Origin of the sequence: Micromonospora zingiberis, assembly GCF_004331455.1 — a bacterium.
GTDB lineage: Bacteria > Actinomycetota > Actinomycetes > Mycobacteriales > Micromonosporaceae > Micromonospora > Micromonospora zingiberis.
The window spans coordinates 247,311-262,804 of record NZ_SJJR01000007.1 but is presented as its reverse complement, the minus strand read 5'-3'; the positions used below and the strand labels follow the sequence as shown (position 1 = coordinate 262,804).

Annotated in this window: 13 protein-coding genes; 10 read left to right on the top strand and 3 right to left on the bottom strand. The window is 69.7% G+C overall.

Annotated elements, in window-relative coordinates:
* Nucleotides 1-82 precede the first annotated feature (82 nt).
* The gene (locus E0H26_RS13680) at nt 83-748 is read left to right on the top strand and encodes a DUF998 domain-containing protein (RefSeq protein ID WP_131303967.1); all 666 of its coding nucleotides are present in this window, start codon (nt 83-85) and stop codon (nt 746-748) included.
* Here E0H26_RS13680 and E0H26_RS13675 read toward each other — a convergent pair.
* Nucleotides 707-3,475, bottom strand: a complete 2,769-nt coding sequence (locus E0H26_RS13675) for an AAA family ATPase (protein WP_131303966.1) — start codon at nt 3,473-3,475, stop codon at nt 707-709. The genes E0H26_RS13680 and E0H26_RS13675 overlap by 42 nt on opposite strands.
* Nucleotides 3,476-3,753: 278 nt before the next feature.
* On the opposite strand from E0H26_RS13675, the gene E0H26_RS13670 reads away from it, so the two are divergent.
* Both E0H26_RS13670 and E0H26_RS13665 read left to right on the top strand, forming a co-directional pair.
* On the top strand, nt 3,754-4,194 hold the full coding sequence (locus tag E0H26_RS13670; RefSeq protein ID WP_131303965.1) for a hypothetical protein: 441 nt from the start codon (nt 3,754-3,756) through the stop codon (nt 4,192-4,194).
* A 101-nt stretch (nt 4,195-4,295) separates the two neighbouring features.
* On the top strand, nt 4,296-5,333 hold the full coding sequence (locus E0H26_RS13665) for a medium chain dehydrogenase/reductase family protein (RefSeq protein WP_131303964.1): 1,038 nt from the start codon (nt 4,296-4,298) through the stop codon (nt 5,331-5,333).
* A 34-nt stretch (nt 5,334-5,367) separates the two neighbouring features.
* Here the strand turns inward: E0H26_RS13665 and E0H26_RS13660 are convergent, their stop codons facing one another.
* On the bottom strand, nt 5,368-6,870 hold the full coding sequence (locus tag E0H26_RS13660; RefSeq protein WP_131303963.1) for a multicopper oxidase family protein: 1,503 nt from the start codon (nt 6,868-6,870) through the stop codon (nt 5,368-5,370).
* Between the two features lie 145 nt (nt 6,871-7,015).
* Nucleotides 7,016-7,855 (bottom strand): helix-turn-helix transcriptional regulator, encoded by an 840-nt coding sequence (locus tag E0H26_RS13655; protein ID WP_131303962.1) that lies wholly within the window; start codon nt 7,853-7,855, stop codon nt 7,016-7,018.
* A gap of 183 nt (nt 7,856-8,038) precedes the next feature.
* On the opposite strand from E0H26_RS13655, the gene E0H26_RS13650 reads away from it, so the two are divergent.
* The 7 genes from E0H26_RS13650 (at nt 8,039) to E0H26_RS13620 (ending at nt 15,457) form a co-directional block, all read left to right on the top strand.
* On the top strand, nt 8,039-8,998 hold the full coding sequence (locus tag E0H26_RS13650) for an SDR family oxidoreductase (RefSeq protein ID WP_240742147.1): 960 nt from the start codon (nt 8,039-8,041) through the stop codon (nt 8,996-8,998).
* A gap of 20 nt (nt 8,999-9,018) precedes the next feature.
* On the top strand, nt 9,019-9,585 hold the full coding sequence (locus E0H26_RS13645; protein WP_131303961.1) for a nucleotidyltransferase family protein: 567 nt from the start codon (nt 9,019-9,021) through the stop codon (nt 9,583-9,585).
* A gap of 318 nt (nt 9,586-9,903) precedes the next feature.
* Nucleotides 9,904-10,365 carry a (2Fe-2S)-binding protein gene (locus E0H26_RS13640; RefSeq protein ID WP_240742155.1) on the top strand — a complete coding sequence of 154 codons (462 nt, stop codon included), beginning with the start codon at nt 9,904-9,906 and terminating at the stop codon, nt 10,363-10,365.
* Nucleotides 10,365-11,342: an FAD binding domain-containing protein gene (locus E0H26_RS13635; protein ID WP_131303959.1), complete on the top strand. Its 978-nt coding sequence runs from the start codon at nt 10,365-10,367 to the stop codon at nt 11,340-11,342. The genes E0H26_RS13640 and E0H26_RS13635 overlap by 1 nt, the downstream gene beginning before the upstream one ends.
* A gap of 48 nt (nt 11,343-11,390) precedes the next feature.
* The gene (locus E0H26_RS13630; protein ID WP_131303958.1) at nt 11,391-12,590 is read left to right on the top strand and encodes an XdhC family protein; all 1,200 of its coding nucleotides are present in this window, start codon (nt 11,391-11,393) and stop codon (nt 12,588-12,590) included.
* 8 nt (nt 12,591-12,598) lie between these two features.
* Nucleotides 12,599-14,824 (top strand): xanthine dehydrogenase family protein molybdopterin-binding subunit, encoded by a 2,226-nt coding sequence (locus tag E0H26_RS13625; RefSeq protein ID WP_131303957.1) that lies wholly within the window; start codon nt 12,599-12,601, stop codon nt 14,822-14,824.
* A gap of 69 nt (nt 14,825-14,893) precedes the next feature.
* Nucleotides 14,894-15,457 carry a DUF6624 domain-containing protein gene (locus tag E0H26_RS13620; RefSeq protein WP_206025070.1) on the top strand — a complete coding sequence of 188 codons (564 nt, stop codon included), beginning with the start codon at nt 14,894-14,896 and terminating at the stop codon, nt 15,455-15,457.
* Nucleotides 15,458-15,494: the final 37 nt, after the last annotated feature.

The following is a 15,494-nucleotide window of genomic DNA, read 5'->3' as shown; positions in this document are numbered from 1 at the left end:
CAGCGCGGTGTCTGTCTCGTGTTCGTCCCGTGTCAGCGACCCGGGGCAGTCTTCGCCTGACCTGAACCACAGGAGGGACCCCATGAACGACCTCAAGCCCGATCCCAGCACGGTCCCCCGCGGCCGCGCAGCGGGAACCGCGCTCGTCGCCAGCGCAGTCATCTATTTCGTCGCCGAGTTCATCGCCGCGGCGGCGTGGACGGACCCGCCTTACAGCTATACGTATCACTTCATCAGCAACCTCGGGGTGCGCGGCCCGTCCACCGCGTTCGGGCAGTACATGTACTCGCCGCTGGCGTGGGTGATGAACACCGGTTTCATCCTGTTCGGCCTCGCCGCGCTGATCGGCGTCCTCATGCTGAGGGGCCTGCCGGCCGGGCGGCGCGCGGCGCTGGGCGCGATGGCCGTGCTGTTGGCCGCCGGCACCACTTTGGTGGCGCTGTTCCCAGGATCCAGCGAGGCGTCCGCCCTACACGGGCTGGGCGCTCTCGCGGCCTTCGGCGGCGGCAATGTGCTCGCGATCCTGCTCGGCCGGTCGCATCGGCTCCTTGGCGTTTCCCCGAAGTTGGGCAGGGCGCTGGTGTGGCTGGGGATTCTCGGGTTCGTCTCGCTGGTGGTCTACCTGACCCTCGCGACGGGGACCGGGGTTCTCATCGGCTTTTTCGAACGCGGTGTCCTGTACCCGTTCCTGATCGGCTTCATCGCTCTAGGAGCCGCGCTGAAAGCTCCGGTCCCAGCTGTCCGATGACCGGTCGGCGGCGGGGCTGGTCGACTCACGTACGAGATCGGGCCGGTGCCTGAGTTCCCGTCGAGAGTTGATGCCGAGCTTGCGGTAGATGTTGCGCAGGTGGGTGTCGACGGTGCGAGGGCTGATGAACAGCTGGGCGGCCACCTCGCTGGAGGTCGCGCCGGCGGCGACCAGCCGGGCGATGTGCAGCTCTTGGATCGTCAGCTGGTCGTACGTGTGTGGTGACCGCTGGCGTGGCCGCTCCCCGGTGGCGCGCAGCTCGACGGCGGCCCGCCGGGCGAACGCGTCGAACCCTGCCTCGGACAGCAGGCGGTGCGCGGTGCGCAGGTGCGGTCGGCAGTCCCGTCGGCGGCCCTCGCGCCGCAGCCATTCCCCGTACACGAGATGGGCTCTGGCGCGGTAGGCCAATAGCGGACTCCGCTCCAGGTGCGCGACGGCGGTTCGATACTGCTCCTCGGCCCCGGTCACCAGTGCCCGGGCATAGGCCGCGATGCCCAGACCGGTGGCGGTCCCGCTGGCGTCGGCGCGGTCGACCAGCGACTCCAGTGCCGCGGCGGCGGCGTCGATGTCGCCGCAGCGGACTGCCGCTTCGACCAGTTCAGGCAGGGAGAAGCTGGCGAGGAAGAGGGTGCCGTCCGCGACGGCCCGCCGAGCGGCGGCCAGTGCGGCCGGATAGTCGGCGAGACCGTTGTGCAGCACCGCGGACGCCCAGTCGATGTTGCCGAGCAGGAGACCACTGCTACTGGTGGTGGCCGCGTCCGTGGCGCTCTCGAACAGCGTGAGCGCCTCGGCGCGGCGACCGCGCATGGCCGCCAGGTGGATCCGGTGGTAGGGCATGGGCGGCCCGCCGATTGCGTCGGCGATCGCTTCCTCCTCGGCGATCGATGCCATCGCCAGGCCGAGGTCGGCGGTGAGGGCGCCGTATGAGCCGGTCTGGGCGAGCCCGAGACGCAGCAGGAGCGGCGAACCGGACTCGCGGCCGGTGCGCACCAGCCACTCGACGATCGTCGAATACCGTAGCGGGTCCCATATTTCCGCCGCGAGCATGAGGGCGAGGGCAGGGTACTCGGTCCATCTAGGCCCGTCGGGACCGTCCGGGCCGTCGAGAACCTGCCGGATCAGCGGGATCGCGCTCCGATGTCCCGCCGTTTGCAGCAGGTGCAGCGCATCCAGCACGTCCGGCGGTCGCGACGCGGTCACCGGTACCGACCGTACGGCGGCCAGCACCAGGTCCAGCACGCCGCTGGCCCGGCCGACGAGCAGACTCATCTCGATCGCGTCCTGGAAGCACCTGCGGGCCCGCTCCGGATCCAGACCGGCCAGGCGTCTGCCCGCGCGGATCATGAACTCCGGGCCGTTCTTGTCCTGGTGGCTCTGGAAGGCCACCTGCCCCCGCAACAGGTCGGCGTGGGCGAGTTGGAACTCGTCGAGTGCGGTGTGCTCGACGGCCCTGACCAGGGTGGCGGCCCGGTCGGGGCGGCCCGCGGCGAGGGTGGCCTGCGCCGCCGCGAGCGTTCGTTCGATTCGGCCGGCGGGGTCCCGGGAAAGCTCGGCCGCGCGTTCCAGGAAGGCCGCCGCGGCCACCACGCCGCCGCGCGCCTGGGCGCGGGTGGCCGATCGTACGAGTTCGGCGGCGACGCCGTCGTCGGGGCCGACGCTGGCCTGGGCGCGGTGCCAGGCCCGCCGGTCCGGGTCGGTGACGGCGTTGGTCGCCTCGGCTAGTGCCCGGTGCGCCCGCTGCCGTTCATGCGCCGACGCGCCGCGGTAGACCGCAGAGCGGGCGAGCGGGTGGCAGAAGCGGATGCCGGTGGCGAACTCGACCAGACCTGTCGCGGCCGCGCTGGCGCTGGCGGTCGACACGTCGATGTCCAACAGTCGTACGGCCGGCCACACCAGGGTGGGATCGCCCGTCGGGTCGGCGCTCGCCACGGTCAGCAGGAGACGGGCTTCGTCCGGTAGATCCGACAGCCGGGCTCGGAAGCTGCGCTCGATCCGGGTCGGCACCGGCGAGGTGTCCGGCGGCCCGAAGCCGCCCGCCTGGGGCAGTTCGAGCAACGCCAACGGGTTTCCTCGGGCCTCGGCCAGCAGCCGGCTGAGGACCTGTTCGTCGAGGAGCAGGTGACGGTGGGCCGCGATCAATGTCCGCGCGTCGGCGTCACTCAGCCCGGTGATGTCGAGGCTGGGCAGTTCGTGCAGTTCGTCCGAGGCCGGCATCCGCAGCGCGAACAGCATGGTGATGGGCTCGGCGGCTACCCGCCGGCCGACGAAGGCCAGCGCCTTCGACGACGCTGCGTCCAACCAGTGGGCGTCGTCGATCACGCACAGCAGCGGGCGTTCCCGGGCGGCGGCGACCAGGAGACCCAGGGTTGCCACGCCGATGTGGAACAGGTCGGGGGTGCCCGCCGCCAGCCCGAAGGCGACCCGGAGCGCGTCGGCGTGCCGGGTGGGCAGGTCCGCGAGGTGATCCAGCACCGGCACACAGAGCTGATGTAGCGCACCGTAGGGCAACTCCCGCTCGAACTCGGCCCCGGACGCCTGGATCACTCGCGAACCGGAGGCCGTGTCGCGGGCGTGTGCCAGCAGCGTGCTCTTGCCGATGCCGGCCTCGCCGCGGACCACCAGCGCCCCGCCGCGGCCCGACCGCGCGCCCTGGATCAGCTCGTCGAGGACTTTGATTTCGACGTCCCTGCCGACCAGGGGACCCCGATAGCCAGCGGCGGTTCGCACGCCGGACAGGCTACTCCCTGTCCGGCCCCGACGCAGACGCCCGGAATCGCACTGTTCGTGATCAGCGGCCGACCGGACGGTGAGGTGATTCCGACCGAGGCGAGGTGGAGCGGTGTCCCGCAGGTACGTCTGGATCGGGGCGAGCCGCGCGGCCGTGCCTTGACGCGTCCGCGACCACGCGGGCGGCTACGCAATTCCCACCGATGCGGTGCCGAGCCCTGATGACGGAAGGTCTCCCTGTCCACGCTAACGAAGTAAGCGAGCAGACGGGAAGCTTCATGACAGCCCACACTGACGTCGCCGCCGCCACCACCGCTGCGGCGCCGACCCGCTGGCAGGATCGGACCGGGCGCATCCTGATGGCGGTCACGGCAGCCGCCACCCTGGTGCCATTCGTCGAGGGCGTCTCCCGCCTCGGTGGCCTGCCCGAAGACCTGATCCTGACCGAGTACTGGCGGACCTGCGCCTACATCGTGTTCGCCGGGATGTGGGCCATGCTGGCGGTCGCCCCACGGAAGCAGCGCGGCATGTGGGAACTCCTGCTCTTCCACAAGATCGCGGTAACCATCCAGGCCGCTTTTGTTCTCGATGCCCCGCACGCGGTACGGACCCTGATCGCCGATGGGTTCGTCTCGGTGACCACCATCGCCGCCTATGTGCTGTGCCGTGGCTGGTACACCTGGCGCCGCGGGGCGCTTGGGCCCAACGACAACCGCTGACCGTACATGGCCGCGGTGGCGGCCATGCCGTCCGACACCGGTGCGAGCACGTGCCTCTGGCCGGCCAACCAGTAACCGAGAACTTGCGGAGGAATGTCGTCATGACCAACGCCGTCACCATAAATGCGACCGAGGTAGTCCTACCGGGCGTGGTCGAACCGAGCGGTCTGGAGGTGCGGATTCGGGAACTGCCCGCGCCGGCACCGGGGCAGGTTGTTCTTCGGATGGAGGCGACCGGCGTGTCGTTCGCTGAGCAACAGATGCGCCGCGGCAAGTACTACGACCAGCCGCCGTTCCCCTTCGTACCCGGGTACGACCTGGTCGGCACCGTCACCGCCGTCGGCCCCGGCGTGGACGCCGACCTGACCGGACGCCGGTTCGCCGCGGTGACCAAGATCGGCGGGTGGGCCACGTATGTGTTGATCGAGGCGGCGGACCTGGTTCCGGTGCCGGACGGGGTATCCGCCGCCGCCGCCGAGACCGTGGTGGTCAACGGCATCACCGCCTGGCAGATGTTGCACCGGCTGGCCAAAGTCCGGCCCGGGGACATCATCGTCGTGCTGGGCGCGAACGGCGGCGTCGGTTCCACGCTCGTCCAGTTGGCCCGACACTGCGGGGTCAGGGTGATCGGCACGGCGTCGGAACGACACCACGATGCGGTACGCGAGCTGGGCGCGACCCCCGTCGACTACCGCGACCCCGGCATGTACGACCGGATCAGGGAGTTGGCGCCGGACGGCGTGGACGCCGTGTTCGACCACGTCGGCGGCCCCGGCGTGGAGCGGTCGTGGCAGTTGCTGCGCAAGGGCGGAACGCTGGTTTCCTATGGCACGGCAGCGACGAAGAACGAGGAGGGCAACTCGCGGCTGCCGGTGCTGAAGCTCTTCGCGCAGCTGAAGCTCTGGCACACCCTGCCCAACCACAGAAACGCCTACTTCTACAACTTCTGGGCGGGCCACCGCCGGCTGGAGACCTTTCGGCGCACCCTGGCCGACGACCTCACCCAGGTGTTCCAGTTGCTTGCCGACGGTGTGCTCGACCCACAGATCGCCGCAGAGATCCCGCTGACCGGCGCCGCGTCGGCGCTGGCACTCGCCGAATCTCGCACGGTCACGGGCAAGGTAATCCTCGTGCCCTGAACGCTTTCCCCGACCGCCGGGATGCGCAGAGACCTCAGGAGTGGTGGTGCCTCGCTGGTGGGACGCCAACCTGCTCGCCCTCGCCCAGGACAACGAACTGACCCATCATCCCGTCGTCTTCGTGCGCGAGCAGGTGGCAGTGGTACATGTACGGCATGTTCGGGTCGGTGTGGTCCCGGAAGCGCATCGCCAGACGGTAGCGTTTGCCCTGGACAAGCAGGACGGTGTCCTTCCATCCGCGCAGAGGTGGTTCCGGCGCCCTGCCGTCGACGGTCAGCACCTGGAACTGCACGTCGTGGACGTGGAAGTTGTGCAGATACCCGTTGTCGTTGGTCACCTCCCACACCTCCACGGTGCCTTCGCGGACACCGAAGTCGATGCGGTCCATTGCCATCGACCGGCCGTTGATCTGGTTCGACGCGAGCACGAAGGTGCGTTCCTGGGCGGCTGCCTCGCCAGCGAGGTCCGGGGCAGCGCCGAGCACGGCGGGAACGGCGGTCCCGCTGGACAGCGAGCCCGCCGCTCGGAACTGGCAGATGTCGAAGCGGTCGTCGAAGCCGTCGAGCCGTCCCAGCACACCGCCGTGCTCGGCCGGATACGAGCGCAGTTCGACCTGCTCCCCCGGCTCGAAGGCCACCACGATCTCCGCGCGTTCCCCCGGCGAGAGGTACAGCCGGTCGGTCTCCCACGGCGCGGCGAGCAGACCACCGTCCGTGGCGATGAGCGAGAAGCGTCGCTCGTCGGAGAACCCGAAGTGGTACAGGCGCGCGTTGGAACCGTTCAGCAGCCGCAGCCGCACAAGCCGGGTCGTGACGTCGAAGTAGGGCCCGATCGTGCCGTTGACGAGGATCTCGTCGCCGATCACCCCCAGTGAGCCCGCCAGCGGTTCCCGCTGCGCGAACTGCTGCTCTCCGTCGAACGCGCGGTCCTGGACGATCATCGGGACGTCGTCGACACCGTACTCCGACGGCAGGTTCAACGCCTCGACCTGCTCGTCGTCGACGATGAACAGTCCGGCCAGGCCCCGGTACGTGTGGTCGGCGGTCGATCCGTGCAGGTGCGGGTGATACCAGAGCGTCGCGGCGGGTTGGTCGATTGTCCACCGCGGTTTCCAGGTCCCTCCGGGCGGGACCGTCTGGTGCGGACCGCCGTCCATCACCGCCGGCAGGTGCATGCCGTGCCAGTGCAGCGAGGTCTCCTCATCGAGGCCGTTGTGCACCGCGAACTCGACCCGCTCGCCGCGCCGGACCCGGATCGTCGGGCCCAGGTATGTGCCGTTCACACCCCAGGTGCGGGTGGGCCTGCCGTCCTTGAACCGGGTTTCTCCCGGCTGGATGCCGAGCGTGAAGACGCGGGCCCCCGATACACCGCTCTGCGACTGGGCCAGGGCGGGAATCGGCAATGCCGTGTCGAAGGCGATCTTTCCAACAGTGTCCCGCTTCGCGCTCAGGTAATAGGCGCCGAAGCCACCGCCGCCGAGGACGACCGTGCCCCCGATTCCCCACCCGAAGACCTTCAGCACCGTACGACGTTTCATGGGACAACCGTGTCGCGGCCGGCGGTGCCATCGCGTCGGCGACAACTGCGTAGCTACGAGGCTCACGCCCGTGCGGCCACCTCCTGAAGTACCGACGGCGGCGACACCAGCACGACGCCTCGATGGCGGTCGGGTGAGGTCAATCTCAGGGAAGCGTCTGCGCGCCGATGACGGACAACATCTGGAGTTTCTCGTAGCTCTCACTGCCGGGAGTGGCGGTGAAGACCATCAGTGAGTGGGCCTGGCCCGGGTCTACCAGACGCTGGCAGTTCAGCTCCAACTCACCGACCTCGGGGTGGACGAAGTGCTTGACCTCGTGCGGACGTATGCCGATCTCGTGGTCGTCCCACACCCGCCGGAACTCCTCGCTGCGGTCCAGCAGCAGCTCGGCCAGGTGCGCTGCCCGGGAGTCAGCGCCCCGGAGGGTGACCAGTTCACGCAGGCCGGCTGCGTACATCCGGGTCAGGAACGCATGTTCCTTGGGCGCGTAGCGCTGCCGGGCGGCGGGGTCGGTGAACCACCGGTAGCCCGCGCTGCGGGCCGGCCCGGTGTACCGCGTGGTGTCGCCGTTGAGCGCGACGCCCATCGGGGACTGCCGCAGGGTCTCCCCTAGCTCGGTGACGATCTCGGCGGGGGTGTCGTCCAGGCGGTCGAGCACCCGCAGCAGGCCCGGACTGATGTGGTCGTTGGAGGTGCCCCTCGGGGGCGGGTTGTGGCCGGCGAGGCGGAACAGGTGGTCCCGCTCGTCGATCGACATGTGCAGGCCCTGGGCGATCGAGGCGAGCATTCGGTGCGACGGCTGAGGGCCACGTTCCCGCTCAAGCCGGGAGTAGTAGTCGGCCGACATATGGCACAACGAGGCGACTTCCTCGCGCCGTAGCCCGTTCGTCCTGCGCCGCTGCCCACGCGGCAGCCCGACGTCTTCCGGTTGCAGTGCCTCACGCCGGCTGCGGAGGAACTTCGCCAACCCGCTGCGATCGATCACGATGCTCCCCCTTCGAGTACTGCCCCATTTCTACCGCTTGCCGAAAGTGGTAGCCACGGTCCGCCGATCCCCCCATGTGAAGTCGCAGGGGTGACCTGGCGAGCCTGTGATCGACAGGCCGTGGTTACCGCAGCGCATTGCGCCGACGATCGACGGCATACACCGGAGGATCCGGGCAACCACGTGAGGGAGCAGCACCCAATGCCACGTACACCGATCGACATCACCGTCCCCGACCTGTCCGGGAAGCGCGCCGTGATCACCGGCGCGAGCGACGGCATGGGCCTGGGGATGGCCGCGCGACTGGCCGCCGCCGGCGCCGAGGTGATCCTGCCCGTCCGCAATCCGCGCAAGGGCGAGGCCGCGATCAGCACGATCCGGCGGGCCGCCCCGGGTGCGAAGGTCTCGCTGCGCAGCCTCGACCTGTCCTCGCTGGCGTCGGTCGCGGCCCTGAGCGACACCCTGAGCGAGGAGGGTGCACCGATCCACATCTTGATCAACAACGCGGGTGTGATGCGACCCCCGAACCGGCAGTCCACGGCCGACGGTTTCGAGCTGCAGTTCGGCACCAACCACCTCGGCCACTTCGCGCTGGTCGCCCGGCTCCTCCCGCTGCTGCGCGCCGGCCGCGCCCGGGTGACCTCGCAAATCAGCATCGCCGCGCGCCGCGGCCGCATCAACTGGGACGACCTGAACTGGGAGCGTTCATACCACGGCATGCGCGCCTACAGTCAGTCGAAGATCGCGTTCGGGTTGTTCGGATTGGAATTGGAGCGGCGGAGCAGGGCGCAGGGTTGGGGCATCAGCAGTAACATCTCCCACCCGGGGGTAGCTCCCACCAGCCTGTTGGCTGCCCGGCCGGAGATCGGCCGTGGTCAGGACATCCCTCAGTACCGTCTGATCCGGGCCATGTCGGCGCGTGGCATCCTGGCCGGTACGGTCGAGACCGCGAAGCTGCCCGCGCTCATGGCGGCGACCGATCCGGGCGCCAAGCCCGGCGTCCTGTACGGGCCCAGCGGCCCGGGGAACCTGGGGGGTCCGCCGGCCGAGCAGCGGATGTATCCGCCGCTGCGCAGCGCCGATGAGGCCGCGCGGGTCTGGAGGGTCTCCGAACAGCTCACCGACACCGCGTTTCCAATGTGACGACCATTCGGAGGGTCGGGGTGACCTCTCACGATGTTGCTGCGGGCCGCGTCGCTGGCCTGGTCCTGGCCGGCGGTGCGGGGCGCCGCTACGGCGGCCCCAAGGCGCCCGTGTTTCTCGGGCGGGCACTACGCGTGCTCAGGGACGGCGGCTGCGACCCGATCATCGCGGTCCTCGGTGCCGGTGCCCGCCAGACCCGGGCGGTCGTCGACCTGACAGGTGTTCAGGTGGTCGACAATCCGGGCTGGGTCGAGGGCATGGCCTCGTCGTTACGGCTCGGAATCATCACGGCCACCCGCCAACCGGAGGTCTCGGCCGTGTGCGTGCATCTGGTGGACATGCCCGGAGTTTCCGCGACGGCGGTGGCACGACTGCTGGCACAGGCACACGCCGGCTGCCTGACCCGCGCCTGCTACAACGGCGAGCCGGGCCATCCGGTGGTGCTGGGTCGTGACCATTGGGCTGAGATCATCACGACCGTACGTGGCGACCAGGGGGCCCGGGCATATCTACGCCGGCATGCCGCCGACGTCACCGCAATCGAATGCGGCGACGTGGGCGCCGGGTACGACATCGACGAACGATGACCGGGCCTGCCCAAACCCGGGCGTGACTGCCGTGACCGCCGTCCTAGCCTGGGATCGGCAGGTCCTGGCAGTCATCGACTCCGATGGTCAGGGTGGAGGAGCACCTGACCGGTTGCCCGTCACACGGTCTCCGGTGTGCCCCGTCCGACGCCCATCCGGGGAGGATCGATGAATCCAAACGATGACGCTGGCCACGGCCCGCCGGGAGTGTCCCGGCGAGGCGTACTGGGTGGCGGTGCCGCCGTCGCGGTGGCGGTGCCGCTGCTGGCCACGGGGGCGGAGGCCACGCCGGTGGCCGACCCGGCGAGCGCCGATCTCGTGACCGTCAAGGTCAAAGTCAACGGTAAGCCGGTATCCGTGCAGGTGGATCCGCGGGTCACCCTGCTGGACACGCTGCGTGAAGGGCTGGAGCTCACCGGGACGAAGAAGGGCTGCGACCGTGGCCAGTGCGGGGCCTGCACCGTGCACGTCGATGGTCGGCGGGTGCTGTCCTGCCTGACGCTGGCGGCCACGGTCAACGAGCGTGAGATCACCACGATCGAGGGTCTGGCCCGGGGCGATCGGCTGCACCCGATGCAGCAGGCGTTCATCGAGCGCGACGGCCTGCAGTGCGGCTTCTGCACGCCGGGGCAGATCATGTCGGCGGTCGGAATGGTCCACGAGGGCCACGCGAACTCCGACGACGAGATCCGCGAACGCATGTCGGGCAACATCTGTCGGTGCAGCTGTTATCCGTTCATCGTCGAGGCGATCCGCGACGCGCAGAAGGTGATGCGCTGATGCGGGCCTACACGTTCACGCAGCCGCGCTCCGTCCGCGAGGCCCTTGCGCACGCCGACGCGGGCGCTGCCTTCCTCGCCGGCGGCACGACCCTGGTCGACCTGATGAAACTCGACGTGATGGCGCCGACCCGGGTCGTGGACATCAACCGGCTTCCGCTGCGCGGCATCAAGCTCGACCGCGACGGGCTGCACATCGGTGCGCTCGAACGGATGAGCGATGTCGCCGCCGACCGTAACGTGCGCCGCGACTATCCGATGATCGCTCAGGCGCTGGAGCTGAGCGCGTCCGCTCAGCTGCGCAACATGGCGAGCATCGGCGGGAATCTGTTGCAGCGCACCCGGTGCGGCTACTTCCGTGACGTCACCACCGGCTGCAACAAGCGGGAGCCCGGAAGCGGCTGCCCGGCGATGACCGGGTTCAACCGCACACATGCGATCCTCGGCACGAGCGATGCCTGCGTGGCGACCCATCCCAGCGATCTGGCCGTCGCGTTGGTGGCACTCGGCACCGACGTGCACCTGGCCACCGCGCAGGGCACTCGTACGGTGCCACTCGACACGTTCTACGCCCTGCCCGGCAGCACTCCCCACGTCGAGAACGTGCTGCGGCCGGGCGAGCTCGTCACCGGCATCACCGTCCCTCGCTCGATGTGGGCACCGCATTCGGTCTACCTGAAGATCCGCGACCGGCAGTCGTACGAGTTCGCCCTCGCCTCGGCGGCTGTCGCCGTCGAATGGCGCGGCCGAACCATCAACCAGGCCCGGATCGCCGTCGGTGGGGTCGGCACCACACCATGGCGGCTGCCGGTGGTCGAACGAGCGCTGGCCGGGCAGTTGGCCACCGCCGACACGTTCGAGGCGGCGGTCCGCACCGCCGCGGACGGCGCCCGGCCGCTGGCACACAACGCGTTCAAGAGTGCACTGCTGCGTCGTACGTTGGTCCGGGCCTTCACCGTTCTGGCGCAGAGCCGATGAACGACCAGTACGAGGCCGTGACCTCCCCCGTTCGCAGCGGCGGCGCTCATGCTTGAACTCGCCGCCGAGCTTCTCGAACGGATCCGTGACCGGACACCGTTCGTGGCCGCCACCGTCACCCGGGTGCAGGGCAGCGCACCGCGCCAGCCCGGCGCGTCGCTGGTCGTCGACGCGAACGGTGCGGTGCTGGGCAACGTCTCCGGTGGCTGCGTCGACTCCGCTGTCTACCAGGCGTGCCAGGAGATGCTGCTCGGGGACCGCGGCTCGAAGACCCTTCGGTTCGGCTACACCGACGATGACGCCCTCGGCGTCGGCCTCACCTGCGGCGGGACGATCGAGCTCTTCCTTCGCCACCACGACCCGTGCGCCGAACCCGGCCTCGAATCGGCGTGTACCGACGCCGTGCAGGACGAGCCGGTCGCCGTGGCCACGGTCGTGCGCGGCCCGGACACCCACCTCGGACGAATGATCGTCGTACGACCCGGGCAGCCCTGGGAGGGAACCCTCGGCGACGAACGGCTCGATCAGGTGGCCGTCGCCCACGCGACCGGGGTCCTGCACGCCGGGACGAGCGGCACCGTGGAAGTCGGGGTGGCCGACGGCTACTGCCAGGAGCCGATGACCCTGCTGGTCGAGTGCAACACCCCAGCACCACGGATGCTCATCTTCGGGGCCATCGACCATGCCGCGGCGTTGGCCCGCCTGGGCACCTTCCTCGACTACCGGGTGACCGTCTGCGATGCGCGGGCCACGTTCGCCACGCCAGACAGATTCCCGTACGCCGACGAGGTCGTCGTCGACTGGCCCCACCGCTATCTGGAGGCGCAGCGTCTCGACGGCAGCACGGTCATCTGCGTACTCACCCACGACCCGAAGGTCGACGTGCCGCTGCTCACCGCCGCCTTGCGGCGTCCGGTCGGCTATGTGGGGGCGATGGGTTCACGGCGCACCCACGAGCAGCGCCTGGTGCGGCTACGCGAGGCCGGCCTGACGGATCGGGAACTCGGCCGGCTGCACTCGCCGATCGGACTCGACATCGGCGCCCGCACCCCCCAGGAGACGGCGCTGTCGATCGCAGCGGAGATCGTCGCTCACCGGCTCGGCGGCACCGGGGTGCCGCTGCGCAGTGGGGTACCCATCCACCGTCGCACCGTCCCGTCGTCGGCTGCCTTCCCGCCGGACTGGACGGCGGAACACCTCGATCACAGCGCTGGCATCACCCGGCCTCGGTCCTCTTCCCGCAGCTAGGAGTCACGATGACCGTCTCCCCACTCGGCCGCGACATCGACCGCGTTGACGGCCGGGCGAAAGTCACCGGCGCCGCCCGGTACTCGGCCGACTACCCGGCCTCGGACCCGACATCGAAGATGGCGCACGCCTACCTGGTCACCAGCACCATCGCGCGAGGCTCGATTTCCGCGATGGACACCGCCGCCGCGCAGAACGCGCCCGGTGTCATCGGCGTGTACAGCCCGTTCAACAAACTCGGGCTGCGGCCGATGCCCGGCATCGGTGAGAACTACGCACCCCTGGAGGACACCCAGGTCCGTTTCCGGGGGCAGATCATCGCCATGGTCGTCGCCGAGAGCTCCCGGCAGGCGCGTGACGCGGCAGGGCTGATCACCACGACCTACGATGAGCAGCAGCCGCGTACGTCGCTCGCCGACGAGCCCCGCGTACCGGCCGCCGGGCCGCCCGGCCAACCCCCGCCGAGCGCCACGGTCCTCGCCCCGGGCGTCGACTCGATCGAGGCGGCGCTGGCCGCGAGCGACGTCGTCGTGGAGGCGACCTTCCATCAGCCGATGCAGCACGCCGTCGCGATGGAACCCCATGCCGTCCTCGCGGAGTGGAACAGCGACCGCACCCAACTGACGCTGTACAGCGGCGCGCAGTTGCCCCACCTCGGCGCCATGGCGGCAGCCGGCCGGCTCGGCGTGCCGCCGACGGCGGTGCGGCTGATCAGCCCGTACGTCGGCGGCGGTTTCGGCAGCCGGGTGATGCCGTGGTACGACGCCGCCCTGGCCGCAGCCGCGGCCCGCCAGCTGAACCGCCCGGTCAGGCTGGTCCTGGCCCGGGAGCAGGTGTTCACCGTGGTCGGCCACCGCAGTGCGATCGACCAGACCATCAAGCTGGGCGCCTCCCGTGACGGGGTCCTCAACGCGGTCAGTCATGTGACCGACGCGTCGATGCCGTTCGTCGGCTACCGACACATGCAGCCGGCCGTGGACACCTCGGCAGTGCTGTACAAAACCCCCAACCTGTCCATCGATCAGCGGCACGTCATGCTCGACGTACCACCGACCTGCGCCATGCGCGCACCCACCGAGGCTCCCGGATCCTTCGCGCTGGAGACCGCGATGGACGAACTCGCCATCGCCACGGGTATCGACCCGGTCGAGCTACGGCTGCGCAACTACGCCACTGCTGTACCCGGAACGGGTCTGCGGTGGTCGAGTAAGCATCTCGACGAGTGCTACCGCGTCGGCGCACGACGCTTCGGCTGGTCGGCCCGCCGAGCCGAGCCCCGCAGCCGGGTCGACGGGCATTGGCTGGTCGGGATGGGGATGGCCACCGCCATCTATCCGGGCAGCCGCAGGCCGGAACCAATCCAGGCGCGGGTCCAACTGTTCGACGACGACACCGCCGTGGTCTCCTCCGCGACCGCTGACACGGGCACCGGGGCGTTGACCATGCTGGCGATCACCGGGGCTCATGAGCTGGGCATCCCGCTGCGCCGGGTGACACCCGAACTCGGTGACACCGCCCTGCCGCCGGGCGCACCATCGGTGGCGTCGGCCGGCACGTCCACTACCGTGCCGGCGGTCGAATCCGCCGCCAATGCCGCGATCGCCGAACTCGTCACGGTCGCGATCACGAGCCCGCGGTCGCCCTGGCACGGTGCGAACCGCGAGGACCTGACCTACGAGAAGGGCAAGCTACACGGGAAGGGACGCTCGATGTCCTTCGGCCGCCTGCTCACCACGGTCGGCCGCCGCAACGTCGAGGCCACCGTGACGGCTCAGCCCGGCCCGGAGGCCACCCAGTACCGGTACCACAGTTTCGGCGCGCACTTCTGCGAGGTCAGGGTCAACCGGTACACCGGGGAGCCCCGGGTGACCCGCTTCACCACAGTCGTGGACATCGGCCGGGTCGTGAACGCCCAGGCCACCCGCAGCCAAATCGTCGGAGGCGTCATCTTCGGCATCGGTCACGCGTTGCTGGAGGACAACCCCCTCGAACTCGACACCGGGCGGCTGGCCGCCAGCAACATGGCCGACTACATGGTCCCCGTCAACGCCGACATTCCCGACCTCGATGTCCACTGGCTCGACAGACCCGACCCCGTCATCAACAACCTCGGCGCCCGCGGTGTCGGAGAACTCGGCACCGTCGGCTCGGCCGCCGCAGTCGGCAACGCCATATACAACGCCACCGGCATCCGGGTCCGCAATCTCCCCATCACCCTCGACAAACTGCTGTAGACATTCACGCCCGCAGAAGTACGACGGCCCAATAGGTTGAGTTGGTCGCGCATCGCCGTGGGAGGCCGAGTGGGGTACGAATCGGACCACAGCAGGATCACCCACAGCGAACTCGCTACCGAGCTGAACGAGCGGATGGACCGCGACCAGAGGGCACGGTCCGAGGTCGCCCGCCGGGCGACCTCGGACGACCTGTGGGCCCGGGTACGCGAGGTGGACACCGACAACACCGCGTGGCTCACGCAGGTCATCGAACAACACGGTTGGCCGCGACGCAGCCACGTCGGAGCAGATGCCGCAGCCGCCGCCTGGTTGCTCGCGCAACACGCCGACCACGACCCTGATTTCCAACGCCGCTGCCTGACCCTGCTCGCACAGGCGGTAGACGACGGCGAAGCCAAACGGTCCCACTTGGCATACCTCACCGACCGGGTCCGCCGCGCCGAAGGCAGACCGCAGCGCTACGGCACCCAGTTCTGGTACGGGCCCGACGGCACCGGCCCGCTCCAACCCCAACCGATCGAAGACCCACAACACCTCGACGAACGCCGCCGCAGTGTCGGACTCGGCCCCTCCGCCGAGTACGCCGACCAGCTGCGCCAGCAAAACTCCGAAGACCGTCGACGACAGTGACCGGCATCCGGGCCGTGCTCCCGTATCGACTCAGGGC

Coding starts and splice junctions, on each gene's coding strand:
- E0H26_RS13680 (WP_131303967.1), top strand. CDS start 83: ATGAACGACCTCAAGCCCGATCCCAGCACGGTCCCCCGCGGCCGCGCA.
- E0H26_RS13670 (WP_131303965.1), top strand. CDS start 3,754: ATGACAGCCCACACTGACGTCGCCGCCGCCACCACCGCTGCGGCGCCG.
- E0H26_RS13665 (WP_131303964.1), top strand. CDS start 4,296: ATGACCAACGCCGTCACCATAAATGCGACCGAGGTAGTCCTACCGGGC.
- E0H26_RS13660 (WP_131303963.1), bottom strand. CDS start 6,870: ATGAAACGTCGTACGGTGCTGAAGGTCTTCGGGTGGGGAATCGGGGGC.
- E0H26_RS13635 (WP_131303959.1), top strand. CDS start 10,365: ATGCGGGCCTACACGTTCACGCAGCCGCGCTCCGTCCGCGAGGCCCTT.
- E0H26_RS13630 (WP_131303958.1), top strand. CDS start 11,391: ATGCTTGAACTCGCCGCCGAGCTTCTCGAACGGATCCGTGACCGGACA.
- E0H26_RS13625 (WP_131303957.1), top strand. CDS start 12,599: ATGACCGTCTCCCCACTCGGCCGCGACATCGACCGCGTTGACGGCCGG.